Genomic DNA, 24,933 nt, shown 5'->3' on the forward strand with positions numbered 1-24,933 from the left:
GGTGTACCGCACTGGGGTGCGGCACACCGGAGCGTCCATACCGCGAGGCCGCTTACGCGCCGCGTAGCAGCGCGAGGATGTGCGCGGCCGCCGATGACAGGTGGCGGCGGGCCTCCGCGAGCTGAGCGGCCGTCACGCCGTGGTCGCGGGCCGCGTCGCGTACGTCGTCGCGCAGGCGGTCCAGGAGGCGCTCCAGATCGCGGGCCGGGTCGCCCGAGTCCGCCGTGTCCTTCGCCCAGTCGGGGTCAGCGTCGGCGGATGCCGGGTCCGGCTTGACGAAGGGGGGCCATGCCGTCGTGCCCCGGGCCAGGTTCCCCAGCTGGCTGGTGAGTTCGGACATGCCGTCCCGGACACCGGCCGGCCAGTCGCCCCGGGTGAAGTGGCCCTGGACCTGCTCCTGGACCTGCCGGGCGATGCGCTGGACCTCCTCGCGGGCCCGCTCATGGGCCTCCTTGGCCTGGCGGCGCGCGTTCTGCGCGTCCTCGCGGGCGCGGCGGGACTCGTCCTTCGCCCGACGGGCCTGTTCCTTCCACTCCTCCTTGGCCCGGCGCATCTCCTCCTTGGCCGTGCGCCACGCGTCACTGTCGCCGATGCCCGCGTCCGCACGCCGATTCTCCGAGGCCGCGGCCCGCATCTCGCTGCGGAGTTTGCCCGCGGCGCCGCGTACGTCGTCGCGGATCTCCGCGGCCAGTTCCGAGACGGACTCGCGGATCTCCAGCTCCAGATCGGCGAGTTCCCCGCCGCGTCCCGCGAGCTCCGTTCGGCCGGCGTCGGTGATCGAGTACACCTTCCGGCCGCCCTCGGTGGCATGGGTGACGAGCCCTTCGGCCTCCAGCTTGGCCAGCCTCGGGTACACCGTCCCGGCCGATGGTGCGTACAGCCCCTGGAAGCGCTCCTCCAGCAGGCGGATGATCTCGTAGCCGTGGCGGGGTGCCTCGTCCAGCAACTTCAGCAGATAGAGGCGGAGCCGGCCGTGGGCGAAGACGGGTGGCATGTCAGAGCACCTTTCCGGGGGCGGCGGGCTCGCCGGTCTCGTCCTCGGCGGGCGGGCGGCGCAGCAGGGCGATGGAGCCGGAGAGCGTGGTGGCTTTGAGCGAGCCATCGCCCGAGCCCAGCGTGCCGGTGAGCTTCTTCGGGCCCCACATACCGGTGACCCGCAGGTCGTCGAAGGCGCTGGACACCGCCCCGCTGGTGGTGTTGGCCTCGACCCGGGCGTCCGTCGGATGCGGAAGCCGGATCGCGACCTCACCGGAGATGCTGGCGACCCTGACGTCCGTCGGGGCGCCGTCGAGGTCGATCACCATGTCACCGCTGACGGTCTCCGCACGCACCGATGGACCGGCGCCGTCGATCACGGTCAGATCCCCGGACACGGAGTTGAAGCGCAGCTCGCCGGTCACGGCCTGGGCTTCGAGGGCGCCTGAGACCGTTTCGGCGTGTATCTTCCCGGACAGCCGCACCAGTGTGGTGTCCCCGGTGACGCCTCGTACGTCAGTACGGCCGTGGACTCCGGAGATGACCGCCCCGGCTCCGACGACACCTACCTCGACGGAGGCGCTCGCCGGCACCGCGAGGGACACCACGGCGTGGCGCTGCCAGCGCTTGCGGCCGAACACCTTGAGGAAGTCGTTCCAGGGCACGTCCTCGTAAGCCACGGTGAGCGTGGATCCCTCGCGGGTCACGATCAGCGGTGGGCCGTCGAGCTCGGAGACCTCCAGCCGTGCGGTGGCCTCGTCGGTGCCGACCACGTTCACCGCCCCGTTGACGATGCGCACCCTGAGGGCTGTCACGGGTTCGTCGAAGACGAGCTTCTGGGGCTCGGCAACGGTCCACGTCGACTCTGGCATGGTGCTGACCTCCCGGCGGCCTGACGCGACGCAATATATCGCGTCTGCTGATGTAGATACGATATATCGTGATGCTGGGAAGTCAAGAGCTATCGCGACAGGTAGGCGTCCAAGCGGCATGACAACGGGCCCCTGTGCGTGGAAGCGCACAGGGGCCCGCGTAGGGCAGGTCTCAGCAGAAGACCTACTCGTCCTCGTCTTCGTCGTCGAGCCGCGCCAGCCACGTGGCCAGCCGCTCGACGGGCACCTCGAAGTCCGGATTGAGATCCACGAACGTACGCAGCTGCTCGGCGAGCCACTCGAAGGTGACTTCCTCCTCGCCGCGCCGTTTCTCCAGCTCCTCGATGCCACGGTCGGTGAAGTACATGGGAGACAGCCTAGCGACCCGAGCGGCAGGGTCAGCGCCGCAGGAACGCGGAGACCGCCTCCGCGAACGCGCGCGGAGCGGCCCTGTGGATCAGGTGCCCGACCGGGATGCTGACGAGCCGCCCGCCGGGTATCCGACTGGCGAGGTCGGCGAGGCCGTCCTGCGGCACATGGCTGTCGGGGCCGCCCGCCAGGACCAGGGTTGGAGGATATGCGCTCGAACGGAACGGCCCCCCGCCGCGTCGCCGCGGAAGGGGGCCGAACCGGATCGGAAGGTGATCGGGGCCCGTCAGGCCTCGAAGACCTCGTTCACCAACTGCTGCTGCTCCGCCTGGTGCCGCTTCGCGGAGCCCACCGCAGGCGACGACGAGTGCGGCCGGGAGATCCGGCGCAGCCGCTCGCCGTGCGGGACGTCCGCGCCGACGGCCAGGTCCAGGTGGTCGATCAGGTTGAGCGCGATAAACGGCCAGGCACCCTGGTTCGCCGGCTCCTCCTGCGCCCACAGGTACTTCTCGGCGTTCGGGAACTTGGCGATCTCGGCCTGGAGCTCCGCACCCGGCAGCGGGTACAGGCGCTCGAGGCGGATGATCGCGGTGTCCGTGACCCCGCGCTTCTGGCGCTCGGCCTCCAGGTCGTAGTAGACCTTGCCGGCGCAGAAGACGACCTTGCGGACGTCGGCCGGGTTCACCGACGCGTCGCCGATGACCGGGCGGAAACCGCCGGTGGTGAATTCCTCCACCTTGGACGCCGCGGCCTTCAGACGCAGCATCGACTTCGGGGTGAAGACGATCAGCGGCTTGTGGTGCGGGTTGTGGACCTGCCAGCGCAGCAGGTGGAAGTAGTTCGACGGCAGCGTCGGCATGGCGACCGTCATGTTGTTCTGCGCGCAGATCTGGAGGAAGCGCTCCGGACGGGCGGACGAGTGGTCCGGGCCCTGGCCCTCGTAACCGTGCGGCAGCAGCAGGGTGACGCCGGAGGTCTGGCCCCACTTCTGCTCGGCGGAGGAGATGAACTCGTCGACGACGGTCTGCGCGCCGTTGACGAAGTCACCGAACTGGGCCTCCCACATGACCAGAGCGTCCGGGCGGGCCAGCGAGTAGCCGTACTCGAAGCCCATCGCCGCGTACTCGCTGAGCAGCGAGTCGTAGACGTTGTAGCGGGCCTGGTCGTCGGACAGGTAGAGCAGCGGGGTGTAGTCCTCGTCCGTCTCCTGGTCCACCAGCACCGCGTGGCGCTGGCCGAAGGTGCCGCGACGGGAGTCCTGCCCGGCCAGTCGGACCGGGGTGCCCTCCATCAGCAGCGAACCAATGGCCAGGGTCTCGCCCATGCCCCAGTCGATCGTGCCGTCCTCGACCGACGCGGCGCGGCGCTGGAGCTGCGGCATCAGACGCGGGTGGACCGTGACATGGTCCGGGATGTTGACCTGGGACTCGGCGATCCGCTTGACGACCTCCTGGGAGACCGCGGTGGTCACGGCCACCGGGAACTCGGCCTGGGCGTCCGGGACATGGGCCGGGGCCGGGTGGCTGGTGGCCTCGCGGACCTCGGCGAAGACCTTCTCCAGCTGGCCCTGGAAGTCCTGGAGCGCCTGCTCGGCCTCTTCCAGCGTGATGTCGCCGCGACCGATGAGCGACTCGGTGTAGAGCTTGCGCACCGAGCGCTTCTTGTCGATCAGGCTGTACATCTGCGGGTTGGTGAACTGCGGGTTGTCGCCCTCGTTGTGACCGCGGCGGCGGTAGCAGATGAGGTCGATCACGACGTCCTTGTTGAACGTCTGGCGGAACTCGAAGGCGAGCCGCGCCACGCGGACGCACGCCTCCGGGTCGTCGCCGTTCACATGGAAGATCGGGGCCTCGATCATGCGGGCCACGTCGGTCGCGTACATCGAGGAACGCGACGACTCCGGGGCGGCGGTGAAGCCGACCTGGTTGTTGATGACGACGTGGACCGTGCCGCCGGTGCGGTAGCCGCGCAGCTGCGACATGTTGAGGGTCTCGGCCACGACCCCCTGGCCGGCGAAGGCCGCGTCACCGTGCAGGGCGATCGGCAGGACGGTGAAGTCCGTGCCGCCCTTGTTGATGATGTCCTGCTTGGCGCGTGCGATGCCCTCGAGGACCGGGTCGACGGCCTCGAGGTGCGAGGGGTTGGCGGCCAGCGAGACCTTGATCTGCTCGCCGTCCAGACCGGTGAAGGTGCCCTCGGCGCCGAGGTGGTACTTCACGTCGCCGGAGCCGTGCATCGACTTCGGGTCGAGGTTGCCCTCGAACTCGCGGAAGATCTGCGCGTACGACTTGCCGACGATGTTCGCCAGCACGTTGAGCCGGCCGCGGTGCGCCATGCCGATGACGACCTCGTCGAGACGCGACTCGGCCGCGGAGTCGATGACCGCGTCGAGCAGCGGGATGACGGACTCGCCGCCCTCCAGCGAGAACCGCTTCTGGCCCACGTACTTGGTCTGGAGGAAGGTCTCGAACGCCTCGGCGGCGTTCAGCCTGCGCAGGATGCGCAGCTGCTCCTCGCGCTCCGGCTTGGAGTGGCCGCGCTCCACGCGGTCCTGGATCCACTTGCGCTGCTTCGGGTCCTGGATGTGCATGAACTCGATGCCGGTGGTGCGGCAGTACGAGTCGCGGAGCACGCCGAGGATGTCGCGGAGCTTCATCATCGACTTGCCGCCGAAGCCGCCGACCGCGAACTCGCGCTCCAGGTCCCACAGGGTGAGCCCGTGCTCGGTGATGTCCAGGTCGGGGTGCTTGCGCTGGCGGTACTCCAGTGGGTCGGTGTCGGCCATGACATGGCCGCGCACCCGGTAGGAGTGGATCAGCTCGAAGACCCGGGCGGCCTTGGTGACGTCGTCGTCGTGCGAGGCGTCGATGTCCTTGAACCAGCGGACCGGCTCGTAGGGGATCCGCAGGGACTCGAAGATGCCGTCGTAGAAGCCGTCCTCGCCGAGGAGGAAGTTCGAGACGATCCGCAGGAACTCGCCGGAGGCGGCGCCCTGGATGACCCGGTGGTCGTAGGTCGAGGTCAGGGTCATGACCTTGGAGATGCCCAGCTTGTTCAGGGTGTCCTGGGAGGTGCCCTGGAACTCGGCCGGGTAGTCCATCGAACCGACGCCCATGATCACCGACTGGCCGGGCATCAGACGCGGCACGGAGTGGACGGTGCCGAGGCCGCCGGGGTTGGTCAGCGAGACGGTGACGCCCGTGAAGTCGTCCATCGTCAGCTTGTTGCTGCGGGCGCGGCGGACGATGTCCTCGTAGGCCTGCCAGAACTCGAAGAAGTTCAGCGTCTCGGCCTTCTTGATGCCCGCGACGACCAGCTGGCGGTCGCCGTTCGGCTTGACCAGGTCGATGGCGAGGCCGAAGTTGACGTGCGGCGGCTTCACCAGGACGGGCTTGCCGTCCTTCTCCCCGTACGACCAGTTCATCGACGGCATGGCCTTGATCGCCTGCACCATCGCGTAGCCGATGAGGTGGGTGAAGGAGATCTTCCCGCCCCGGGCGCGCTTGAGGTGGTTGTTGATGACGATCCGGTTGTCGAAGAGCAGCTTCACCGGGACCGCGCGGACGGACGTGGCCGTCGGCAGCTCCAGCGAGGCGTTCATGTTCTTCGCGACGGCGGCGGCGGGGCCGCGCAGCGGGAGCAGCTCAGGGCCGTCGGGAGCCTCGGCGGCCGGCTTCGCGGCGGCGGCGGGCTTCGCGGGCGCCGCCGGGGCGGCGGCCGGAGTGGCCGGCTTGGGGGGCGCCGCGGCCGGGGCTGCGGCGGGCTTCGCGGGAGTGGCGGATGCCGGGGCCGCGGGTGCCGGTACGGCGGCGGGCTTCGCCGGCGCGGCCGGGGCCGCGGGCTCTGCCGGTGCCGCGGGCGCCGGGGCATGTGCGGTGCCCGGCGTCTGCTCAGCGGCGGCGGAACCACCCGGCTTGTAGTCGGCGAAGAAGTCCCACCAGGCTCGGTCGACCGAATTCGGGTCCTGGAGGTACTGCTGGTAGATCTCGTCGACGAGCCACTCGTTGGCACCGAACGCGGCAGTGGGGTGCTTCCCCTGCCCGTCCGGGTCGGTCGAAGAACTCGTGTTACTGGGGGACTGAGACGACACGGCGGTAACCGCCCTCTTCCGCTTCACAAGGTGATGGACAGCGGAAATAAAGGCTACGCCTCCCTGGGCGGGAGGTGCAGGCCGGGCACGTCCTTCGTCGCCTAAGTCACACTGGACGCTCGGTTTCGGGGCGAGAAATGGCGGGAAACAAGCCAGGTTCCGCTGTGAAACGGGTGTGCGGCAGCGCGGCTACGGCCCCCTGGCGCGTAGCCCCTGGCCGCGTACCGGGCGAACAGGTACCGAACGCGCCCCGCCCAGGTATCGAACGCGATCTTCCGGTTCGAACCCTACGTCAACCTCGGCGCTGCGGGATTCCCGGAAGGGTGACGAGGATCCGGCAGCCACGTGCCGATTCGGCCACCCCGATCCGCCCGCCGTGCAGATCCACCGCCCAGCGGGCGATAGCGAGCCCCAGACCCGTACCGCCGTCGCTGCCCGGCCCGTGCGGCGACGGGACGCTGCCGCGGTTGAACCGCTCGAAGACCTTGTGCCACTCCGACCGCGGGATACCCGGGCCCTCGTCCTGCACTTCCAGCACCAGCGACTCCGCCCCCGGCCCGCGGCGGGCCCGTACGGTGACCCGGCCGTGCGGCGGCGAGTGCTTCACCGCGTTGTCGATGAGATTCGCCACTACCTGGTGCAGCCGCTCGGCGTCCGCGTGCGCGGTCAGCTCGGGTGGCGACACCTCCAGGTGCAGATGGACGTCCTTGCGGGTGTGGCTCCCGGAGCCGGACGGCAGCTTGCGCTGCCCGGCGGCCAGATTGGCCTCCTTCAGCACACCCGACAGATACGGCCAGACCTCGAAGCGCCGCGCCTTGAGCGTGACCACCCCGTTGTCCAGCCGGGACAGGTCCAGCAGGGTCTCCACAAGCCGGCTGAGGCGCTCGGTCTGCTTCAGCGCCGTACGCATCGTCTCGGGGTCGGCGGCGCTGACGCCGTCCACCACGTTCTCCAGCACCGCGCGTAGCGCCGCGATGGGGGTGCGCAGCTCATGGGAGACGTTCGCGACCAGTTCCTTGCGGTTGCGGTCCACGTCCTCCAGGTCGTCCGCCATCAGATTGATCGTGGTCGCCAGGTCGCCCAGCTCGTCACGCCGGTCCGCGCCGCTCACCCTGCGGGTGTAGTCACCATGGGATATCGCCTTGGCGACGGTGTTCATCTCGTCCAGCGGGGCGGTCAGCCCGTGCGCCACGAACTGGGTGATCAGCAAGGTGGTGATCATCGCGAAGACGGTGATGTACCGCAGCTCGGCCCCGGTCCTGATGGTCACCAGCGCGAGCCCGCAGGTGATCAGCACCGAGGTCACCACCAGGGCGATGAGCTTGGTCTTGATCGAGATCGCAACCGCGCCCAGCTCGGACCGCAGCCGCCCCAGCGCCGAACGCAGCCGGCCCGACCGGGACGGGTGCGGTGCCCGGTCGGACGTGGACGGGGATCGGCCGGACCCCGACTGCGACCGGGCGGACCGGGACCGCCGCCGGCCCGCTCCGGACCGCTGCCGGCTCGCTGGGGCCGGGTGGCTCGCCGCATCCGGTGGGCTCGCCGAGTCCGGTCGGATCGGTCCGCGCGGCCCGGTCACGGGCCTCACGGGACCGGGGTCTCCAGTGCGTAGCCGACGCCGTGCACGGTGCGGATGCGCTCGGCACCGATCTTGCGGCGCAGCGCCTTGATGTGGCTGTCGACCGTGCGCGTCCCGGAGGCGTCCGCCCAGTCCCACACCTCGGCGAGCAGCTGCTCCCGCGAGAGCACCGCGCGAGGGGTGTTCGCCAGGCAGACCAGCAGATCGAACTCGGTCGGCGTGAGATGGACGTCCTCGCCCTTGACCCGCACCCGGCGCTGCGCGTGGTCGACCTCAAGCTCGCCGAGGCGCAGTATCCCGCTGCGGGGCGTCACCGCGGCGAGCGCGGCACGCTCCACCCGGCGCAGCAGCACATGCACCCGGGCGGCCAGCTCGCGCATCGAGAACGGCTTGGTCATGTAGTCATCGGCGCCGACGCCCAGACCGACCAGCATGTCGGTCTCGTCGTCCCGCGCCGTGAGCATCAGCACCGGCACCGGCCGCTGCGCCTGCACCCGGCGGCACACCTCGAGACCGTCGAAGCCGGGCAGCATCACGTCGAGGATCATCAGATCCGGCTGCCAGGCCTCGGCCGCCTCCACGGCGGCGGGCCCGTCCGACGCCGTCTGCACCAGGAAGCCCTCGGCGCGCAGCCGCGCCCCGATTGCCTCGACGATGGTGGTGTCGTCCTCGACCACCAGCACCCGGCGCTGGGCACTGGCCGTCGAGTGCGCCGCCGCGCCGTTGTTGCTGGTGTGTGTCTGCTCCATCGCCCCGCCCTTGTCGCGCACCGCGAGCTGGTGTTGATCGGTCTGCGTGTAGATCTGTGTGTGGATCGTGTACATCGGTGTGTCAGGTAGGTCAGCAGCGTAAAGGCATCGATCGACTCGCGGCTACGCAGGGCGAACGGCGAGATAGACCACGTCAGGTACGCCTCGGGCAACCCGGATCTCTTCGGTCCTTACCCTGGTGAAACCGGCATTCCGCAGCGACTCCTCGAAGTCGGCGGACGGCCTCGCAGACCATACGGCGAGCACTCCGCCCGGCGTCAACCTCCTTGCGCAGGCGGCCAGCCCGGCCGGTGAGTAGAGGCTCGCGTTGTCCTCGGTGACGGTCCAGTCGGGGCCGTTGTCGATGTCCAGGCAAAGCGCGTCGTACGTGTCCGAAGCGTTATGGATGTAGGCGACGAGGTCCCCCGTGATGATCTCGGTGCGCGGATCGGCCAGCGCCTCGGCGGAGATCGCGGACAGTGGTCCGGTACGGTGCCAGTCGATGATCGCCTGCTCCCGCTCCACCACGGCGACCCGCGACCAGAACGGGTCGGCGGCGGCATGGGCGAGGGAGAAGCCGACTCCGAGACCGCCGATGAGCACCCGGGGGGCCGTGCGGCCCTTCCGTGCCTCGCTCGCGGCCAGAGTGTCGCGCGCGGCGTCGATCAGCAGTCGCTCGGAGCGGCCGTCGGAGCTGTCCATCAGGAAGCAGCCGTTGGCGATGATCTCGTAGACCGTGCGGTTCTCGTACGCCGCCCGCCGCTGTCGCAGGGCCACCTCCCCGTAGGGTCCGTCGCGCCGGTCGAGCGTGACGGGCTGGTCGGGGTCGGTGGGCGGGTGCTGCGTGATGAACGGCACGTCGGGAACCTCCGGCGGCTGGCGGGACGGCACGGATCATGAACATCCTGTCCGCGGCGGACCCGGCAGGACAAACCGTTTCGCGGGCACCGGCGGCGTCCGCAACTTGCATGTGCCCCATCGGCGCGCGTCCAGACCCCTGCCTCCGCACCTTCCGTCCCCCGCACCCCCGCACCCCCGCGTGGTGCGTCAGCTCTCGTCCGGCCGGTCCGCACTGCCTGATCGCTCATGGCGAACACCGGCGCGGGAACATCCGGGCCGCCCTCTGCATTGAGTCGGTACAGCTCAACTTGAATGCGGAAGGGGAGATCATGGCTGCTGAGTCCTCGGCGTACAACACCGCTCTTACTCTGCCTGTGCTTGCGCTCGACGACGAGGTCGTGCTGCCCGGGATGGTGGTGCCGCTCGACCTGTCCGACGCCGACGTACGGGCCGCGGTGGAAGCCGCCCAGGCAGCGGCCCGCACCGAACCCGGCAAGCCCCGGGTGCTGCTCGTGCCACGCATCGACGGTGCCTACGCCGCCACCGGCGTACTCGGCACCGTCGAGCAGGTCGGACGGCTTTCCGACGGCGACCCGGGCGCCCTGATCCGCGGGCGCGCCCGGGTGCGTATCGGCGCGGGGACCACGGGTCCCGGCGCCGCCCTCTGGATCGAGGGCACCGTCATAGAGGAGAACGTCCCCGACCCGGTCCCCGGCTCCGTGGCCGACCTGGTCAAGGAGTACAAGGCGCTCGCCACCAGCTGGCTGAAGAAGCGCGGCGCCTGGCAGGTCGTGGACCGCGTCCAGCAGATCGACGGTGTGTCCGCGCTCGCCGACAACGCCGGATACTCGCCGTTCCTCAGCACCGCCCAGAAGGTGGAGCTGCTGGAGACCAGCGACCCGGTCGCCCGGCTCAGGCTGGCCACCGAGCAGCTCCGCGAGCACCTCGCCGAGCAGGATGTCGCCGAGTCCATCGCCAAGGACGTCCAGGAAGGCGTGGACAGGCAGCAGCGCGAGTTCCTGCTCCGGCGTCAGCTCGAAGCGGTCCGCAAGGAACTACGCGAGCTGAACGGCGAGTCCGAAGGGGACGAGTCCGAGGACTACCGCGCCCGGGTCGAGGCCGCCGACCTCCCGGAGAAGGTGCGCGAGGCCGCGCTCAAGGAGGTCGAGAAGCTGGAACGGGCCAGCGACCAGAGCCCCGAGGGCTCCTGGATCCGGACCTGGCTCGACACTGTGCTCGAACTGCCGTGGCACGAGCACACCGAGGACGCCTACGACATCCAGGGCGCCAGGGCGGTGCTCGACGCCGAGCACGCCGGCCTGGACGACGTGAAGGAGCGGATCACCGAGTACCTGGCCGTCCGCAAGCGGCGTTCCGATCGCGGACTCGGTGTGGTCGGCGGGCGGCGCGGCGGCGCGGTGCTCGCACTGGTCGGGCCGCCCGGCGTCGGAAAGACCTCGCTCGGTGAGTCGGTGGCACACGCGATGGGCCGCAAGTTCGTCCGGGTCGCCCTCGGCGGCGTACGGGACGAGGCCGAGATCCGCGGTCACCGGCGTACGTACGTCGGCGCGCTGCCCGGTCGTATCGTCCGCGCCATCAAGGAGGCCGGGTCCATGAACCCGGTGGTGCTGCTGGACGAGATCGACAAGGTCGGCTCCGACTTCCGGGGCGACCCGGCCGCCGCGCTGCTCGAAGTGCTCGATCCGGCGCAGAACCACACCTTCCGCGACCACTATCTGGAGGTCGAGCTCGATCTGAGCGATGTGGTCTTCCTGGCCACCGCGAACGTACTGGAGGCCATCCCGGAGGCCCTGCTCGACCGGATGGAGCTGGTCAGGCTCGACGGCTACACCGAGGACGAGAAGGTCGTCATCGCCCGGGACCATCTGCTCCCGCGCCAACTGGAGCGGGCAGGACTGGCCGACGGCGAGGTCGGCATGGACGAGTCCGCGCTGCGCAGGCTCGCGGGGGAGTACACCCGTGAGGCCGGCGTACGGAACATGGAGCGCTCGATCGCACGGCTGCTGCGCAAGATCGCCGCCCAGCACGAACTGGGCGGCCGGAAGCTGCCGTTCACCGTCACTGACGAGGACCTGCGCGGGCTGATCGGCCGTCCGCACCATGTCCCCGAGTCCGCCCAGGACCCGGCTGAGCGCCGCACGGCGGTGCCCGGCGTGGCCACCGGCCTGGCCGTCACCGGCGCGGGCGGCGATGTCCTCTATGTGGAGGCGTCGCTGGCGGACCCGGAGACCGGGGCGGCCGGTCTGACCCTGACCGGTCAGCTCGGTGATGTGATGAAGGAGTCGGCGCAGATCGCGCTGAGCTTCCTGCGCTCGCACGGCGCGGAGCTGGAGCTGCCGGTGGCCGACCTCAAGGACCGGGGTGCGCATATCCACTTCCCGGCGGGCGCGGTCCCGAAGGACGGGCCGAGCGCGGGCATCACGATGACCACGGCGCTGGCGTCCCTGCTGTCCGGGCGGCTGGTCCGTACCGATGTGGCGATGACGGGTGAGGTGTCGCTGACCGGGCGGGTGCTGCCGATCGGCGGTGTGAAGCAGAAGCTGCTGGCCGCTCACCGGGCGGGCATCACGACGGTGGTGATCCCGAAGCGGAACGAGGCCGATCTGGACGATGTCCCGACCGAGGTCCTGGAGAAGCTGGAGGTCCACCCGGTGACGGATGTCCGCCAGGTTCTGGAGCTGGCTCTCGCTCCGGCGGTGGTTCCGGTGACCACGGCGGCGTAGGCGGGGCGTCCGAATCTCCGGCGGCGGGAGCACGGCGACCAGCACCGGACACGGCAAGGGCTTTCCGGTCCCCGCTGAGTACGAGAAGAGCGCACCCCCTCCCCGGGGGGGGGCGGCGGCGGCGGCGGGCGCCGCCGCGGTCTCGCGCGCGCGGTCTGACTCGGTGTGGCACTCGCGCGCCCCGCCGCGCGCGCGCGCCCCCGAGCGCCAGAGTTCGGTGTGTCGGGCACCCGTTTGAGGTCCAGACGCGCCCCCCCCCCCCCGGGGGCCGCGGCGGCCCGGGGGGAACAGCGCTGTCAGTCGTCCGGCTTCGAAGTCTCCGGGAACGGCCCCGGGAGCCCGGCGCGCAGCATCGCCTCGCGCAGGGACCGGGCGTAGTCAGGGTTCTCCTCGTGCTCCGCCGGCGGCTGCAGAAGGTTGCAGCAGAGCGCGGAAACGACCTCACCATCCGATGTCCGCACCGTCATGGGCTCCGCCCGGTACTCGGACAGCCCCGCACCCCAGTAGAGCCGGTCGAGCTCGGCGTGGGTCAGCGAGTAGACCATGCCGCAGGCCACCGCTCCGGGTGAGCGGAGCAGCGTCGCCTTGTGCCCGATTCGGAGCGCGTAACCCTCTGCCGTGGCCGGCTGTCCGGCTCGCGGTTCGACGTCCCTCCCCTTGAGCACATCAGGGTCCATATAGAGGCCGTAGAAGAAGACGCTGATCGTTCTGTCCGGTGAATTGTCAGGCTCGGTGTGCATGGTCCAGCGCTCCCGTACGTGTCTGAATCTCGGTGTCAGCCGCAAGCGGTCATTCTCCGCCGCTGAACCCGTACCTGCGCCAGGGGTTATTCCGGAACGGTGGGAGTCCCCCGCCCCGGGCCGCCGGCCGGGGGCACCTCTGCCGGGACCGGCTCGGCGCCACGAGCCCGGCGCACCGGAACCCGTCCTCGCCCACCCGCTCACTCGGCGGCGAGCCAGCCCCGTAACGTCGCCTGCGCCCCCGCCTGGAAGCGGGTCTCCGCGCCCAGTGACTCCAGCAGCCGGCTGATCCGCCGCCGCGCCGTGTGCACATGGACCCCCAGCCTGCGGGCGATCGCCTCGTCCTTGAGGCCTGCGGCGAGCAGCGACAGCAGTTCCCGCTGCGGTGCGGGAAGCGGACCGTCACAGGTGCCACCGCCGAGTGGAGTAGCGCGTTCCCAAACGGTCTCGAACAGCGGCACCAGCGCGCTGCGCAGCAGGGCGTCATCGATCACCAGTGCCGATGCGGCCGGCCCCGCCGACTCCTTCGGCGGCAGGAGGGTGGTGCGCCGGTCGACGGCGATGAGCCCGGTGGGTACGCCTGGTGCCACCCGGGCCTTGAGGCCCCGATCCACCAGCGCCGTCAGCGCCCGCGTCCGTTCAGGTGCCGAGAGCCGCTCCCGGTCGAGCACCGCCCGCACCGTAACCCCCCGCTCCAGTAGTCCCTCGATGTCCAGACCGGACAGCGGGCGGTCCAGGATGACCACTTCGTGCTCCGCCGAGGCGAGCAGCACACGGGCCCGCTCCGTGATCTCCCGCCGCCCGGTGACCACTTCGATTCCGCTGCCCGGCACAAGGGCTTCCGCCAGCTGGTCGGCGGCCATCCTCAGCCGTTCCAGTTCGGCTGACTTCAGGTGGAGTTCGGCCTGCCGCCGGTGGATGAGGGTGCGGATCGCGGAGGCCGGGGCCGCCGGGCGTGGCAGCGCCCCGCAGGAGGGTGGCGGCAGGGCGAGACCGTGCTCCACAAGCCGGTCGAGTGCCGATTGCAGTTGGTCCTGTGGCAGTTCCAGCCGCTGAGCCAACTCCTCCGTCTCCGTGGTGCGTTCGGTGAGCAGGGCCTCGTATGCGCGTTCCTCGGCCGCTTCCAGGCCGAGGGTGCGCCATTCCGCCTCGATCATGCGCCGGATTCTCACAGCGAATTCACAGGACACACAAGTGTGCATGCCCACTTGTGAACGCACTTGGCTCATTGTCGCGTCGGCGTCCCAGCTGTTGCATGGCCATGACCACCTGAACCGGCTCTGACCAAGCCACTGGAGGGGTACGTACTGTGCGCACGTTCAGCAGCAACCATGGGAGACCCGGAACCGGGATACCGAGGGGCGCGGGTATCGCCGCCCTCCTGGCCGCCGCGGGGCTCCTCGTCACCGCGGTGCCGGCCCAGGCAGTGACCGCAGCGGCACCCCAGGCGCCGCACGCCGATGTCATTCCGGGCGAGGACACGGCGACCCCCGCCCTCGTCGACGGGCTGCGGGAGGCCGTGGACGCCAAGGCGACACCAGCCGCCGCGGCCATCGGCCACCTCGCCGCCAAGGAGAGCCGCTACCGCATCGCCGAGCCTCAGCGCGACCTCGCCCCGCTGGCGACGGTCCGACGCGGCGCCGACGAGATCGTACGGCTCCAGCAGAAGCACCACGGCGTGCCGGTGCTCGGCGGTCAGTACGTCGTACGGATGGAGCGCGCGGACGGCAAGCGGGTCGTCACCGGCACCTCCGGCAAGTACTTCACCGGGCTGAAGGCCGAAACCGAGCCCACTGTCGCCAAGGACGTGGCCCTGAAGCGCGCCATCGGCGCCACCGCGCGGCAGCTCGGCGGAAAGCTGACCAAGGCCGACGCGATCCGCAAGGAAGGCGAGAAGTCCGAGAAGGCGCAGGCGCTCAGCGGCTCCGTCGGCGGACTCGTCGTCATCCCCCGCGGGGAGGGTGTGCTCGCCTACCACGTGACGGTGCGCGGTACGAACCCGTCGACTGGTGAGCCGGTGCTCCAGCAGGTGTACGTGGACGCCGGGTCCGGCTATCCGGTGCTCCAGTTCAGCGGGATCAGGACCCTGACCGCCCCCGCCAAGGCGACGGCCGAGGCCCCCGCGCGTACTGCCGGCAAGGCGGGCGCGATGGCGGACGAGCCCGCAGCCCACCCCGGGACCACCGGCAGCGGTGTCCGGCTGAACGGCGCCAAGGTGCCCCTGGAGCTCTACCAGGACACTGCCCGCGGCGAGTACGTCATGACCGACTACGCCCGGATGGCCGACAGCACCAAGAACACCCTCAGCACCTGGGACGCGTCCGACCGCGACGTCAACGATGTCGCCGGGACCTGGCCGGCCGGAATCAAGGTGTTCGGCTCCCCGGCCGCCGAGTTCGGCACTGCGGCGACGGACGCCGGCGCGGTCGACGCGCACTGGGCCGCGGGCCAGGTGTACGACTACTACAAGAAGAACCACGGCCGCAACGGCCTGGACGGACGCGGCTCCACCGTCAACTCCCTCGTCGGAGTGACCCTGTTCGGCGGCTCGTACGTCAACGCCTTCTGGGACGGCCAGAAGATGGTGTACGGCTCAGGCGACGAGGAGTTCCGGCCGTTGTCGGCCGATCTCGACGTGGTCGGCCACGAGATGACCCACGGCGTCGTCGAGAACACCGCCAACCTCGTCTACGCGGGCCAGTCCGGCGCCCTCAACGAGGCCATCGCCGACTACTTCGGCAACGCCATCGACGTCACCGCCTCCGGACAGTCGATGGACGACCCCGCCGCCGGACTGATCGGCGAGGACCTGTGCCGTACGAAGGCGGCCGGCGACTGCGCCTTCCGTGACCTCAACGACGGCGCCACCACGTCCAAGAACTTCCTCGGCGTGACCTTCGGCACCGACAACGGCGGTGTCCACCTCAACTCCACCATCTTCTCCGGTGCGCTGTGGGACATCCGGCAGGACCTCGGCGGTGAACTTGCCGACAGGATCGCCTACAAGGCGCTGTCCGAGTACATGACCCCGCTCGACGGCTTCACCGAGGGCCGCAACGCGGTGCTCGCCGCGGCCAAGGACCTCAAGGTCACGGCGAAGCAGCTGAACGTCGTCAAGAAGTCGTTCAGCGCCCACGGCATCGTGCCCGGCTGGGAGGACGCCATCGGTGTCGACTCCGACCGGCTGCTCGGCAAGCTCAACATCAGCGGCACCGGGGTCCAGGCGGGCGGCGGCTGGTACGCCGTCTCCCAGTCCAACGACGACGGCTCCGAGCCGTACTCGGTCTGGGCGGGGCGCGCCGACGGCAAGGGCTCACCCAAGCTGATCAGCCCCAACGACGGGCGCTATCACGTGTACCCGGCCACCGACGGCAAGACCGTCGTCTGGGTCGCGTACGGCACCACCAGCCTGGACATCCTGTCCCGGCCCGTCGCGGGCGGCCCGATCAAGAAGCTGTACACCTCGTACAACGACGTCTCCGGGCTGCGCGTGGAGAACGGCGTGGTGGTCTTCGAGTCGTACGGCTTCTTCGGTGACCGGCATGTGGCCTACCTGCGCTCCGGCGACACCCGGCCGACCTTCGTGGACGGCGGCGGCTGGTTCGACGGCACCGCGCTTCCGTCCATCGCCAAGGGCAGGCTGGCGTACGCCAAGCTGTACCTGGACGGCTTCGAGTTCAAGCTCGGCGTCGAGGTCCTGGACCTGAAGACCGGTGACAAGAAGATGACCGGGCAGCTCGGCGAGCCGCAGGGCATCGGCCAGACCGGTATCAACGGCAGCCATGTCTTCTGGCTGACCGACGAGATCATGGAAGACCAGGGCCAGATGGGCGTGCGCCGCGCGGACCTCGACGGCGGGAATGTCGTGGACATCAACCCCGAGGCCAAGCCCAAGGCACTGATCGCCTTCGACCTGACGGCGTCCGACGAGGCCGTCACCGTCAACAGCCAGCTCCCCGACACGCAGTTCCGCAACGAGTCCCTGCCCAAGCTGTGGCAGCTCACCACGGACGGCAGCCGTCTGGAGCGGGTCTCCTGCAACCGGGGCGAGCAGCTCTCCCCGGCGGCCCTCACCGGTAAGCAGGTGGTCTGGCTCGACGGGTCCACCGGCTGGACCGACCTGGTCACCCGGAACCGTCCGGCAGGACTCTGCGGCTGACCCGACCTCCGGTCTCCCGCAGTGCCCGGAGCCCCCGGCGCGGTCTCGCCGCCGCCGGGGGCTCCGCCCATGCACCGGTACTGACCGTGGCATGTGCCGGAACCGTCCCGGGAACGCCCCGGGAGGTGCCGGGGGCTTCCGCTGCCCCTGGGCTGCGAAATACTGGGCGAGCTGCGGCGACGACCGCCGCGAGGAGAATGCTGTAGAGACCATCGTCGTCAGTCGAGCGTGCGAGGAGTGCCGGCGTGCACGGAAGCGGTGCCGGGAGTGAAGCGGAGTCCACGGGAAGCGGTGACGTGGACCGCGACTTCGAGGAGTTCCTCGCCCTGGAACGCGAGCTGGCGGTCTTCCTGCGCCGGGCGCGGGCGAACTCCGGTGAGATGGCCCGCCAGGTGCACCCGGAGCTGGAGCCCGCGGCCTACGGTCTGCTGGTGCGGCTGGAGGAGTGCGGCCGTCAGCGGGCCACCGATCTCGCCGTGTACTTCGGGGTCGGGAAGGCGACCATGAGCCGTCAGCTCCGCGCGCTGGAGCAGCTCGGCATCGTCGCCCGCGAGCCCGACCCGGCCGACGGCCGCGCCTCGCTGGTGCGGCTCACCGACGAGGGCCTCGCGCGGTTCCGCGACGTGCGCAACGCGCGGCGCCAGACCTACGTACGCAAGCTGGCCGACTGGGACCGCGGCGAAGTCGCCGAACTGGCTCGGCTGCTGCACCAGCTCAACGCGCGCGCCGAGGGCTGAGTGCCGGAAGCCGGCCGCTGACCCCGTCGTACGCGCCCGCGGGCCGCAGGCCCGTGTGCTCACAGCAGTACGTACCCGGCGGTCGCGTCGTCGTGGACCTTCGATCGCCTCGCCCCGACACGTGTTCCCCCGCGTACCGCGTTCGCGCCCGGGTCCCGGTCCGCGTCCGCCCGCTCCAGGGCCCGTACCCGCCCGATCAACCCCTGCGGGCCCTCCGCACGGAGCAGTCCCATCAGCTCCGGCCAGCCGCCCGCCTCGAACAGGTCTGTCCACCTCGACGCCCCGTCGGTGAGCGCCGCGAGCGCCTTCACCCGGGAGCGCGGCGTGCGGCCCGTCACCGCGCGGTCCGCCACGGCGGGATCGGCCGCCGCCGTGAAGAAGCCGTCCTCCTGGTTGCGCAGGGCGTCCGTCGCGCTCGGCGAGCGCAGCGTCTCGCGCGGAATCCGGTCCAGACGGTCATCCCGTACCGCCGACACCGCACCGTCCGGCGACTCCAGCAGCAGGGTCGAGTCGGACAGCACGAGGTGCTCCACCCACCGCTCGTCCCAGCGCGCGACGACCACGGTGGCCTGCGGCGTGCGTACGTGAGAAAGGTCACAGCCGTTTCGGTGGGCGTCCGCGGTGCGCCGGATGGACAGCGCGAGGATCTCGGACAACCGGATATCCCGCCGTGAACCGGACAGTTCGATCAGCGTGCCGCCGAGTCGCGCGGTGAACCACGGCACGCCGTGGGCACAGCCGTCATCGCCCGGTGGCGGTGTCACCCCGTCCAGGACGACCAGGCAACCTCCCAGGCCCGAGGCCGGGACGGCGACGGAAGCCCAGTCCTCGTTGGGGCGCCCGGGGTGGCCTGACTCGGAGGCGAGTGCGGCGAGCGTGCAGTGCATGAACCGCAGTCTGCCCCAGCGGGCACCACACCTTCACGAAGTCCGCCAGAAGTCGCAGTCGACCGCACCACCCACTGCGACCAGCGGTTTTGGCCGAGATGATCACCTCGTCCCAGATGCGGGCGCGCATCCTGTCAAAGCCTGCGCCGAAGGTCCACCCGGAGCTCCGCGGGCCCGTCGCGCGGGACTGCTGACAAGTTGTTGACCAACTCCGGAGTGATGTTCACTCGTTCGGGTGGCGGACCGGGTGATCAGCGCCCCGCTCCCAAAAGCACTGGAATGGTCGTAAGCCGTACCAGGGTGGGGGCTGTCGCGAGATGACCGGCTGTCACCTCTGCTTCATGGGTGGACGAGTCGAGATTGCGAGCACCGGTGCAGGAGAAACGGCCTCGGGGCACAAGCGGTATGCCCGGCACGGCGTCGCCGGGTGAGCTGGGTCATCCGGGGCAGCCTGGTCAGGAAGCGGCCCCCGGGACTCCCGCCACGCCCGAGACCTCTCAGGTCCGGACCGAGGGCGCGGCCCCCGGGACCCTCCCCGGCGGCCGTCCCGTACGGGTACGCCGCAGGCTCGTCGCAGGTGTCGCCGCCGTCTCCCTCACCGTGGTCGCCGCCGGTACGCCTGCCGTGCTCACCGCCTCCGCCGATCTGACCGATTCCCAACGGCTGGTCACCCTCGCCGAGCTGAACCGGCAGGCGGTCACGCTCGCCCACTCCCTGGCTGACGAGCGCGACGACGTCACCGCGTACATCGCCGCGGGCCGGGACAAGCAGAAGGGCGACAAGCAGCGGCACCGGCAGCTCTCCCAGAGCCGCAGCGCCCGAGTCGAGCGCCAGATCGACGAGATCCGCGCCGGTGTGGCCGCCGACCACACAGAGCTGGGCCGCGACCTGGGCACTGTTCCGTCCATCCGGCGCACCGCCCTGAGCGGCAAGGGCAGCGCCCTGGAGGCGCACAGGGCGTACACCGGCATCATCGAAGCCCTGCACGCCCTCGCGGACGAGCTCGCCGAGCAGACCCCGCCGCGCGCCGCCGACGCGGTGCGCGCGCCCGCCGCCCTCGGTCTCGCAGTGGAGCAGGCGGCGGCGAGCCGCGGCTTGCTGACCGCCGCACTGTCCCTGCCGGTGCCTGAGGACGCGGATCCGGCCTTCGACCCCGTCACCGGGCTACCGCTCGAGGACACGGAGGACGACCAGAGCGACAAGGCCGCCCGAGCGGAGGAAGCCGCCCGCAACGCCCTCAGCGCCGCCGCCCAGCAGGCCCGGATCAGGGAGCTCGCCGCGCTCGCCGACTTCGGCCAGGCCGCGAGGCCCGAGGCCAGGGAGCGGTTCTCGTCCACCGTCAGCGGACCTGAGGTCAAAGCCGCCGAGACCTACCTCGCCCGCCTCACCGACCGGCCCGAACTCTCCGAAAGCGACCTCGAACTCGCGGATGACGACGACGGGGCGGACCGTGACAAGGTCGAGTCAGCGCTGTCCGCGCGTGTCGAGCAGATGCGCGGAGTCGAGTCGGCGCTCGCCACCGCCCAGGTCGAGCGGATCGGGCAGCTCCGCGACGACGATGTCACCGCCCTGGAACTGCGGATCGCCCTGCTGGGCGGCTGTCTGCTGGTCGCCGTCGGTATCAGCGCGGCGGTGGCCCGTACGCTCACCCGCCCGCTCGCGGTGCTGCGTATCGGCGCGGCCCGGCTCGCCGCGGCGCCCGCCCCCGAGTCCGAGGATCCGGTCCGCTTCACCGGTCGCAACGACGAGTTCGCCCAGGTGGTACGCAGCCTCAACACACTCCACGGCAAGCTCGCCGACCTCGCTGCACGGACCGCGCGGCTCGACTCCTCCCAGGAGGACCTGACGGCGGCCCGCGGGCAGTTGTCCGCCGAGCGCTCCGAACTCCAGACCCGTACGGCCGAGCTGACCGCGGAGCTGGAGCGGCTGCGCGAGCTGGTCAGCCACACCTTCGTGAACCTCTCGCTGCGCACCCTCGGGCTTGTCGAGCGGCAGCTCGGTGTGATCGAGAAGCTGGAGCAGCGCGAGCAGGACACCGAGCGGCTGGCCACCCTGTTCAAGCTGGACCACATGGCGACCGTCATGCGCCGTCACAGCGAGAACCTCCTTGTGCTGGCAGGCGCCGAACACGGCAACACCCACCCGGGGCCAGTGCCACTGGTCGATGTCATGCGCGCGGCCGTCAGCGAGATCGAACGCTACGAGCGCGTCACCATCCAGTCCCTGCCACCGCACACGCAGGTGGCCGGCTTCGCCGCCGACGACCTCAGCCACCTGGTCGCCGAACTTCTGGAGAACGCCACATCCTTCTCGCCGCCCGACGCACAGGTCCAGCTGTCCGGCTGGCTGCTGGAGAGCGGCGAGGTGATGCTGTCCATCCAGGACGCGGGCATCGGTATCACCCCGGCGCGGCTCGCCGAGCTCAACGCCCGGCTCGACGCTCCCGACCCGCGCGCCGCTGCCGCGGGGGACGGGGAGGGTCTCGGCCTGCGGGTCGCGGCGCTGCTGGCCCGTCGGCACGGTGTTCGCGTGGAGTTGCGCGAGCAGAAGCAGGGCGGCACCACCGCGGTGGTCGTTCTCCCCGAGGCCGTACTGCCGACGGCACCGCCCACCGCGGCCCCGCAGCCGGCACCCGTACCGGGGGCGGCGCCCGCGCTGAACCTCCCGGGTTCGGTGGCCGAGGCCAACTCGAACGCCCTGCCGGGGCGTCGTGCGGAGGCGCCGCGGCCGGCATCGGGGCCCGAGACGGAGCCGGAGTCTGGACCGGAGCCCGAGGCGGGACCGGAGCCGGAGTCTGGACCGGAGCCCGAGGCGGGACCGGAGCCTGAAACGGGACCGGAGCCGGAGCCTGAGACGGAGTCCGTCGAGGACAGCGTCGAAACCACCCTCCGATTCCGCCTCCCCAAGCCGCAACCCGAGCCGGACACCCATGAGCGGGCAGACGACGCCGCGGGCACGGACAGCGCGGACGGTGTGCACGGCGCGGACGGCGCGCGCGAACCGGTCACGGACAAGGGACTGCCCAAGCGCACACCCAAGGTCGTCGCCCAGCCCGCCCCGCCCCGCAGGCCCGCTGGTTCCGTGGACGCGGAGGAGCTGCGCCGCCGCCTCGGCGGTTTCCACCAGGGCGCCAAGGAGGGCCGCCGCGATGTCGAGGCGGAACTGGCGGCAGCGGAAGACGAGTACGAGAGCCGGCGGATCGACCGGCACCAGATCGAGGAAGAGCACAAGCCAGGGGGGACCACAGAGGAGGAGGCACGACGTTGACCGCGACCGGCACATTCGGGCTCAGCAGCGAAGCCCGCAACCTGCAATGGCTGTTGGGCAATCTGGTCGAGGAGGTGCCGGGAGTACGATCCGTCGCCGTCGTATCGTCGGACGGACTCCTGCTGCTGTCGTCCGACCCCGCGCACGCCACCCCCTCGGGCACCCCCCGCCCCCAGAGCCCGCGCGGCTCCAGCGCGGACCTCGCCACCATCGTCTCGGGCATCGGAAGCCTCACCGTCGGAGCGTCCCGGCTGATGGACGGCGGTGCGGTGAAGCAGAGCATGGTCGCGATGGAGGACGGCAGCCTCTTCGTGATGTCCGTCAGTGACGGTTCGCTGCTCGGTGTACACGCCGCCCCCGACTGCGACATGAGCGTCGTCGCGTACCACATGGCGCTGTTCGTCGGCCGGGCCGGACACGTCCTGACGCCCGAAGTCCGCGGTGAGCTTCGTAAGTCGATGGAGAGCGCCCGGTGATGCCCGCCACCGGGCTGGCGCCCCGGCTTCCCGTGCGCGGCGAGGGTAAACGACCCGCACGGGTGCGCCCTTACTCCCTCACCGGTGGGCGTACCCGCTTCGGTCATGTGCTGCTGGTCGAGACGTTCGTCGCCACGCTCGACCCCGCTGAACGGGCCCTTCCGGCCGGGAAGACCCGCAGGGAGCTGCCGAACGGCAACCTCGCCTCCCGGGTGATGCCGGAGATGCGTGCCATTGTCGATCTGTGCCGCCGGATGCGTACGGTCGCCGAGATCGCGGCCATGCTGAGAATGCCGCTGGGCGTGGTCCGGGTGCTGCTGAGCGACCTCGCGGACCAGGGAAGGATCCGTGTGTACGGGACCGGACACGGCACCGGTCACCCCGACCGCGCACTGCTCGAAAGGGTGCTGGGTGGACTTCGCCGTCTGTGAACTCCCCGTGGCCGTGGAGGACGAGAACGTACAGCCGTGGCAGAACGACCGCAGTCGCGCACCGATCGCCACCAAGATCGTGGTGGCGGGCGGCTTCGGCGTCGGCAAGACCACCTTCGTGGGTTCGGTCTCCGAGATCACCCCGCTGCGGACCGAGGCGCTGATGACCCGGGCCGGCGAGGCGACCGATGACATCAGCGCGACACCGGACAAGAGCACCACCACCGTCGCGATGGACTACGGCCGCATCACGCTCGAAGACGACCTGGTGCTGTACCTCTTCGGCACCCCGGGCCAGCAGCGCTTCTGGTTCATGTGGGACGACCTGGTGCGAGGCGCGATCGGAGCCGTGGTGCTGGCCGACACACGTCGACTCAAGGACTGCTTCCCCGCGCTCGACTACGTTGAGAGCTGTGGGCTGCCGTATGCCGTGGCCGTCAACCATTTCGAGGGAAGTCCCGCCTACGAGGCGGAGGACGTCAGGGAAGCCCTGAGCATCCCTCCGGACATCCCGGTGGTCATCATGGACGCGCGCCAGCGGATCACAGTGATCGAGTCACTGCTCGCCCTGCTGCGCCACGCGCTCGATGTCACGCCCGATTGATTCTCCCGTCTACGAAAGAGCGGACATGCGGAAGATCCTCATCGTCGGTGCCGGCCAGTCCGGACTCCAACTCGCCCTCGGTCTCCAGGCGCAGAACTACGACGTCACACTCATGTCCAACCGCACGGCGGACGAGATCCGGTCCGGGCGGGTCATGTCCACCCAATGCATGTTCGACACGGCCCTTCAGCATGAGCGCGACCTCCAGCTGGGCTTCTGGGAGTCGCAGGCCCCGAACATCGACGGCATCGGCGTCTCGGTCGCCGGACCCGAGGGCGCCAGAGTCATCGACTGGGTGGGCAAGCTCGACGGCTACGCCCAGTCGGTGGACCAGCGGGTGAAAATGGCCGGCTGGATGGAGACCTTCGCCCAGCGCGGCGGCCAGCTCGTCATCCACGGCGCGGCCGTCTCGGACCTGGACTACTTCTCGCGCACCTACGATCTGGTGCTGGTCGCGGCGGGCAAGGGCGAACTGGTCTCCATGTTCGCCCGCGACGCCGCCCGTTCGCCGTACACCGAGCCGCAGCGCGCCCTCGCCGTCTCCTACGTCCACGGCCTCGCCCCCCGCCCGGAACACCCGGACTTCGACGCGGTCCGCTGCAATGTCGTGCCGGGCGTCGGCGAGCTCTTCGTGATCCCGACCCTCACCACCTCCGGCCGCGCGGACATCCTCTTCTGGGAAGGCATCCCCGGCGGTCCGCTCGACGTCTTCCAGGGTGTGAAGGACCCGGCGGAGCACGTGGCGCTCACGCTGGAGCTGATGGAGACCTTCACCCCGTGGGAGTACGCCCGCGCCACGAAGGTCGAACTCACCGACGCGGGCGGCACCCTGGCCGGCCGCTACGCCCCCACCGTCCGCCATCCCGTCGGCCGTCTCCCCGGCGGCGGCCTCGTCCTCGGTGTCGCGGATGTCGTCGTCGCCAACGACCCGATCACCGGCCAGGGCGCCAACTCGGCCGCCAAGTGCGCCGCCTCCTACCTGGCCTCGATCACCGAGCACGGTGACCGCCCCTTCGGCGAGGCATGGATGCAGTCCACTTTCGACCGTTACTGGGACACCGCCCGGCACGCCACCAAGTGGACCAACGCGATGCTGGCCGCGCCCCCGGAGCACGTCCTCAACCTCCTCGGCGCCGCAGGCGAACTCCAGCCCGTGGCCGCCCGGTTCGCCAACGGGTTCAATGACCCGTCGGACTTCGAGGACTACTTCTACGACCCGGAGAAGACGGCGGCCTACCTGGGCGAGGTCACGGGCGCCGGCGCGGTGCAGGCCTGACACGAGCGTCCAGTCCTCACTCCCGTACCCGGTCTCGTTTTGCGGGCCCGCGGGGGGGTTTGCGGGACAGGTAACCGGGCGGATACCCCCGGCGGGACCCCGGGGGGGCCGCCCCGGCGCACCCCGGACCGCCCAGCC

At 70.6% G+C, this 24,933-nt stretch carries 19 protein-coding genes; 8 read left to right on the top strand and 11 right to left on the bottom strand.

Annotated features, from left to right (window positions below; all coding sequences use genetic code 11):
- Window positions 1–52 precede the first annotated feature (52 nt).
- The 8 genes from ACFWI9_RS23730 to ACFWI9_RS23765 all read right to left on the bottom strand — a co-directional run bounded on the left by ACFWI9_RS23730 (window position 53) and on the right by ACFWI9_RS23765 (window position 9,492).
- Window positions 53–994, bottom strand: coding sequence for a helix-turn-helix transcriptional regulator (locus tag ACFWI9_RS23730; RefSeq protein WP_387164945.1), 942 nt, complete (start codon window positions 992–994; stop codon window positions 53–55).
- Between the two features lies 1 nt (window position 995).
- Window positions 996–1,847: a DUF4097 domain-containing protein gene (locus ACFWI9_RS23735; protein WP_387164947.1), complete on the bottom strand. Its 852-nt coding sequence runs from the start codon at window positions 1,845–1,847 to the stop codon at window positions 996–998.
- Window positions 1,848–2,031: 184 nt separating this feature from the next.
- Entirely contained in the window at window positions 2,032–2,214 is a 183-nt protein-coding gene (locus ACFWI9_RS23740) for a DUF6104 family protein (protein ID WP_003961784.1), read from the bottom strand.
- Between the two features lie 31 nt (window positions 2,215–2,245).
- Window positions 2,246–2,383 carry an alpha/beta fold hydrolase gene (locus ACFWI9_RS23745; protein ID WP_387164949.1) on the bottom strand — a complete coding sequence of 46 codons (138 nt, stop codon included), beginning with the start codon at window positions 2,381–2,383 and terminating at the stop codon, window positions 2,246–2,248.
- 119 nt (window positions 2,384–2,502) lie between these two features.
- Window positions 2,503–6,306, bottom strand: a complete 3,804-nt coding sequence (locus ACFWI9_RS23750) for a multifunctional oxoglutarate decarboxylase/oxoglutarate dehydrogenase thiamine pyrophosphate-binding subunit/dihydrolipoyllysine-residue succinyltransferase subunit (protein ID WP_387164951.1) — start codon at window positions 6,304–6,306, stop codon at window positions 2,503–2,505.
- A 292-nt stretch (window positions 6,307–6,598) separates the two neighbouring features.
- Complete coding sequence (locus tag ACFWI9_RS23755; protein WP_387164973.1) at window positions 6,599–7,681, bottom strand: ATP-binding protein; 1,083 nt, start codon at window positions 7,679–7,681, stop codon at window positions 6,599–6,601.
- Window positions 7,682–7,890: 209 nt separating this feature from the next.
- Window positions 7,891–8,634, bottom strand: a complete 744-nt coding sequence (locus ACFWI9_RS23760; protein WP_387164975.1) for a response regulator transcription factor — start codon at window positions 8,632–8,634, stop codon at window positions 7,891–7,893.
- Window positions 8,635–8,757: 123 nt separating this feature from the next.
- Window positions 8,758–9,492, bottom strand: a complete 735-nt coding sequence (locus tag ACFWI9_RS23765) for a spermidine synthase (protein ID WP_387164953.1) — start codon at window positions 9,490–9,492, stop codon at window positions 8,758–8,760.
- Window positions 9,493–9,803: 311 nt separating this feature from the next.
- On the opposite strand from ACFWI9_RS23765, the gene lon reads away from it, so the two are divergent.
- A complete protein-coding gene (gene lon / locus ACFWI9_RS23770; protein ID WP_387164955.1) occupies window positions 9,804–12,218 on the top strand; it encodes an endopeptidase La in 2,415 nt (804 codons plus the stop codon).
- A gap of 296 nt (window positions 12,219–12,514) precedes the next feature.
- Here lon and ACFWI9_RS23775 read toward each other — a convergent pair whose 3' ends face one another.
- Both ACFWI9_RS23775 and ACFWI9_RS23780 read right to left on the bottom strand, forming a co-directional pair.
- Window positions 12,515–12,958, bottom strand: coding sequence for a gamma-glutamylcyclotransferase family protein (locus ACFWI9_RS23775; RefSeq protein ID WP_387164957.1), 444 nt, complete (start codon window positions 12,956–12,958; stop codon window positions 12,515–12,517).
- A gap of 200 nt (window positions 12,959–13,158) precedes the next feature.
- Window positions 13,159–14,115, bottom strand: a complete 957-nt coding sequence (locus ACFWI9_RS23780; protein WP_387164959.1) for a helix-turn-helix domain-containing protein — start codon at window positions 14,113–14,115, stop codon at window positions 13,159–13,161.
- A 152-nt stretch (window positions 14,116–14,267) separates the two neighbouring features.
- Between ACFWI9_RS23780 and ACFWI9_RS23785 the strand changes: the two genes are divergently transcribed.
- Window positions 14,268–17,117, top strand: coding sequence for a M4 family metallopeptidase (locus ACFWI9_RS23785; protein WP_387164961.1), 2,850 nt, complete (start codon window positions 14,268–14,270; stop codon window positions 17,115–17,117).
- A 296-nt stretch (window positions 17,118–17,413) separates the two neighbouring features.
- Window positions 17,414–17,854: a MarR family winged helix-turn-helix transcriptional regulator gene (locus tag ACFWI9_RS23790; protein WP_387164977.1), complete on the top strand. Its 441-nt coding sequence runs from the start codon at window positions 17,414–17,416 to the stop codon at window positions 17,852–17,854.
- A 59-nt stretch (window positions 17,855–17,913) separates the two neighbouring features.
- On the opposite strand, the gene ACFWI9_RS23795 is transcribed toward ACFWI9_RS23790, so the two are convergent.
- A complete protein-coding gene (locus ACFWI9_RS23795) occupies window positions 17,914–18,741 on the bottom strand; it encodes a protein phosphatase 2C domain-containing protein (RefSeq protein ID WP_387164963.1) in 828 nt (275 codons plus the stop codon).
- Window positions 18,742–19,113: 372 nt separating this feature from the next.
- Between ACFWI9_RS23795 and ACFWI9_RS23800 the strand changes: the two genes are divergently transcribed.
- Genes ACFWI9_RS23800 through ACFWI9_RS23820 form a run of 5 tightly spaced genes read left to right on the top strand, consistent with a single transcriptional unit; the run spans window position 19,114 to window position 24,795 of the window.
- Complete coding sequence (locus ACFWI9_RS23800; protein WP_387164979.1) at window positions 19,114–22,008, top strand: nitrate- and nitrite sensing domain-containing protein; 2,895 nt, start codon at window positions 19,114–19,116, stop codon at window positions 22,006–22,008.
- Window positions 22,005–22,484 carry a roadblock/LC7 domain-containing protein gene (locus ACFWI9_RS23805; RefSeq protein WP_387164965.1) on the top strand — a complete coding sequence of 160 codons (480 nt, stop codon included), beginning with the start codon at window positions 22,005–22,007 and terminating at the stop codon, window positions 22,482–22,484. The genes ACFWI9_RS23800 and ACFWI9_RS23805 overlap by 4 nt, the downstream gene beginning before the upstream one ends.
- Window positions 22,484–22,915, top strand: coding sequence for a DUF742 domain-containing protein (locus ACFWI9_RS23810; protein ID WP_387164967.1), 432 nt, complete (start codon window positions 22,484–22,486; stop codon window positions 22,913–22,915). The genes ACFWI9_RS23805 and ACFWI9_RS23810 overlap by 1 nt, the downstream gene beginning before the upstream one ends.
- Window positions 22,896–23,519 carry an ATP/GTP-binding protein gene (locus tag ACFWI9_RS23815; protein WP_387164969.1) on the top strand — a complete coding sequence of 208 codons (624 nt, stop codon included), beginning with the start codon at window positions 22,896–22,898 and terminating at the stop codon, window positions 23,517–23,519. Before ACFWI9_RS23810 ends, ACFWI9_RS23815 begins: the two co-directional genes overlap by 20 nt.
- 25 nt (window positions 23,520–23,544) lie before the next feature.
- Window positions 23,545–24,795, top strand: coding sequence for a styrene monooxygenase/indole monooxygenase family protein (locus ACFWI9_RS23820; RefSeq protein ID WP_387164971.1), 1,251 nt, complete (start codon window positions 23,545–23,547; stop codon window positions 24,793–24,795).
- The last annotated feature ends 138 nt before the right edge of the window (window positions 24,796–24,933 follow it).

The sequence above is a fragment of the Streptomyces sp. NPDC127084 genome (assembly GCF_042724175.1).
Taxonomy (GTDB): Bacteria; Actinomycetota; Actinomycetes; order Streptomycetales; family Streptomycetaceae; genus Streptomyces.

Coding starts and splice junctions, on each gene's coding strand:
- ACFWI9_RS23730 (WP_387164945.1), bottom strand. CDS start 994: ATGCCACCCGTCTTCGCCCACGGCCGGCTCCGCCTCTATCTGCTGAAG.
- ACFWI9_RS23735 (WP_387164947.1), bottom strand. CDS start 1,847: ATGCCAGAGTCGACGTGGACCGTTGCCGAGCCCCAGAAGCTCGTCTTC.
- ACFWI9_RS23740 (WP_003961784.1), bottom strand. CDS start 2,214: ATGTACTTCACCGACCGTGGCATCGAGGAGCTGGAGAAACGGCGCGGC.
- ACFWI9_RS23760 (WP_387164975.1), bottom strand. CDS start 8,634: ATGGAGCAGACACACACCAGCAACAACGGCGCGGCGGCGCACTCGACG.
- lon (WP_387164955.1), top strand. CDS start 9,804: ATGGCTGCTGAGTCCTCGGCGTACAACACCGCTCTTACTCTGCCTGTG.
- ACFWI9_RS23775 (WP_387164957.1), bottom strand. CDS start 12,958: ATGCACACCGAGCCTGACAATTCACCGGACAGAACGATCAGCGTCTTC.
- ACFWI9_RS23780 (WP_387164959.1), bottom strand. CDS start 14,115: ATGATCGAGGCGGAATGGCGCACCCTCGGCCTGGAAGCGGCCGAGGAA.
- ACFWI9_RS23795 (WP_387164963.1), bottom strand. CDS start 18,741: ATGCACTGCACGCTCGCCGCACTCGCCTCCGAGTCAGGCCACCCCGGG.
- ACFWI9_RS23810 (WP_387164967.1), top strand. CDS start 22,484: ATGCCCGCCACCGGGCTGGCGCCCCGGCTTCCCGTGCGCGGCGAGGGT.
- ACFWI9_RS23820 (WP_387164971.1), top strand. CDS start 23,545: ATGCGGAAGATCCTCATCGTCGGTGCCGGCCAGTCCGGACTCCAACTC.